2 protein-coding genes are annotated in these 2,448 nt (G+C 43.9%); both read left to right on the top strand.

Annotated features, from left to right (window positions below; translation table 11 throughout):
• Positions 1-1,176: urea ABC transporter substrate-binding protein (gene urtA / locus QTO00_RS18070; protein WP_331426014.1), on the top strand; the 1,176-nt coding region annotated here is incomplete at its 5' end.
• 129 nt (positions 1,177-1,305) lie between these two features.
• Positions 1,306-2,448 (top strand): ABC transporter permease subunit (locus QTO00_RS18065; protein ID WP_443088944.1); only part of this gene is annotated, 1,143 nt, incomplete at its 3' end.

The following is a 2,448-nucleotide window of genomic DNA, read 5'->3' as shown; positions in this document are numbered from 1 at the left end:
CTATCGGGAACGATGGCGATCAGTGAAACCACTTTAAAAGATACTGTTTTAATGCTGATCGAAGAGCAGAATAAGAAGGGCGGACTGCTAGGCAAGAAACTAGAACCTGTTGTTGTCGACCCTGCATCTAACTGGCCACTGTTTGCTGAGAAAGCCCGTGAATTGATTGAAAAAGAGAAAGTTGACGTTGTATTCGGCGGCTGGACTTCGGTTTCGCGTAAATCCATGTTGCCTGTTTTCGAAGAGCTAAATAGTATCCTTTTCTACCCAGTTCAGTATGAAGGTGAAGAGTCTTCGAAAAACGTTTTCTACACAGGTGCCGCACCAAACCAACAAGCGATTCCGGCTGTTGATTATTTGATGGAAGAGCTTGAAGTAGAGCGCTGGGTATTAGCGGGTACGGATTACGTTTATCCACGTACAACCAATAAAATTCTCGAAGCCTACCTAAAAGACAAAGGCGTTGCTGCTGAAGATATCATGATCAACTATACACCATTTGGTCATTCTGATTGGCAGTCAATTGTTTCTGACGTCAAGAAGTTTGGCTCTGCAGGTAAGAAAACAGCAGTAGTTTCAACTATTAACGGTGATGCTAACGTTCCATTCTACAAAGAGCTAGGCGCGCAGGGCGTCTCGTCTGAAGATATCCCAGTTATCGCATTCTCTGTAGGTGAAGAAGAGCTATCAGGTATGGACACTGCACCACTGGTTGGTCACCTTGCCGCATGGAACTACTTCATGAGCGTAGATACTGACGCCAATGCTGAGTTTGTAGAAACTTGGCAAGAGTTCATCAAGAGCGAAAAGCGCGTAACGAACGATCCAATGGAAGCGCACTATGTTGGCTTTAACATGTGGGCTCAAGCGGTAACAAATGCAGGTACGACTGAAGCAGAAGCGGTTCAAGATGCCTTGATTGGTGTCTCAGTACCAAACCTATCTGGTGGCTACTCAACCATGCTACCGAACCACCACATTACTAAACCAGTATTAATTGGTGAAATCCAAGACGACGGTCAATTCGATATCGTATGGGAAACCACTGGTCTAGTGGCAGGTGACGCTTGGTCTGCATACCTTCCAGAGTCTGCGAAGCTATTCTCTAGCTGGTCTAAGCCATTCTCTTGTGGCGCATTCAACGTTGAAACTAAGAAATGTTCAGGCACTAACTAATTAGCACCTTGAATCGGGAAACGCCCCAAAGCCGTGCAATTTTTGGCTTTGGGGCGTCTATTACGTTGTACATAGGCTTTATCATAATAACCACAATATAAGCCTTATGATGAAAAGGATATTCAAAGGATGAGACGAGTATTCACGAGTCTAACTACATTATTCGCCCTGTTGTTCATACAGTTGGCTTGCACTTCTCTAACTATGGCTGCCGTTACCGATGAAATGAGCTTTGAAAAAGCACTCGTTGGTAAGAAAACTGCGGAAAAACAAGCCGCAATCACATGGTTAATCACCAATAAAACTTCAAATTTAAGCCAGCCTATTCTAGACGGTTGGTTAAATGGCAATCTTTACTACTTTAGCGATAGAAAAAGTGACTTCTATAAACAGATTTTCCTAGTGTCAGATATAAAAACTGACACACAAGCGACATCAATATGGGGTCAACAAACTCTTGCTATCGAGAACGTAAAGCAGTTTAAAAAAGTACGGGTTAACAATAAGCTTCGAGGCTTAATCCGCACTCAAATTGCCTACCTTGGTCTTCAAGACTCAGATACAGCAGTTCGCTACGACGCGGCGTACAACTTGATGGGAACCAAGGATAAAGCGATTATTGAGGCGTTATCCCAACAAGCAAAATCGGAAACTGATACTAAGGTTGCCGAACAGATTGATCTGGTTTTGGCTCTTTATCGTTCTCAAGATACATCGCTTAAGGTGGACGAAAGGATGTCTGCGATAGAGTTCATTAGTGACTACAAGCAGTCTGATGTACTCAAAGCGCTGAACTCTATTCTAGGTTCTGAGACCAATCAGCAAATTCTTACTGCAGCGAACCAAGCTTTAGCAAAATATCAGCAAAGCCAGCGTCTTTATTCTGGTGTCGAAACGGTGTTTTTCGGCTTGAGTTTAGGCTCTGTGCTCGTGCTAGCTGGGATTGGTTTGGCGATTACATTTGGTGTTATGGGTGTGATCAACATGGCTCATGGCGAGCTAATCATGATCGGCGCTTACACCACCTATGTACTGCAACTTTTGATGCCAAATAACATCGGCTTAGCACTGATCCTATCCGTACCTGCTGCGTTTGTTGTATCTGGTCTAGTAGGGGTAGCGATTGAGCGAACTGTAATTCGTCATCTATATGGTCGCCCGCTAGAAACTCTGTTAGCCACTTTTGGTATCAGCTTGATTTTACAGCAAGCGGTCCGTTCAATTTTCTCTCCCTTAAACCGTTCCGTTAGTACTCCTGAATTTATGTCAGGC

It is taken from the genome of Vibrio sp. M260118 (assembly GCF_036533755.1).
Lineage (GTDB): Bacteria > Pseudomonadota > Gammaproteobacteria > Enterobacterales > Vibrionaceae > Vibrio.
Note: the sequence above shows the minus strand (reverse complement) of the source record. Positions and strands in the feature narration are given on the sequence as shown.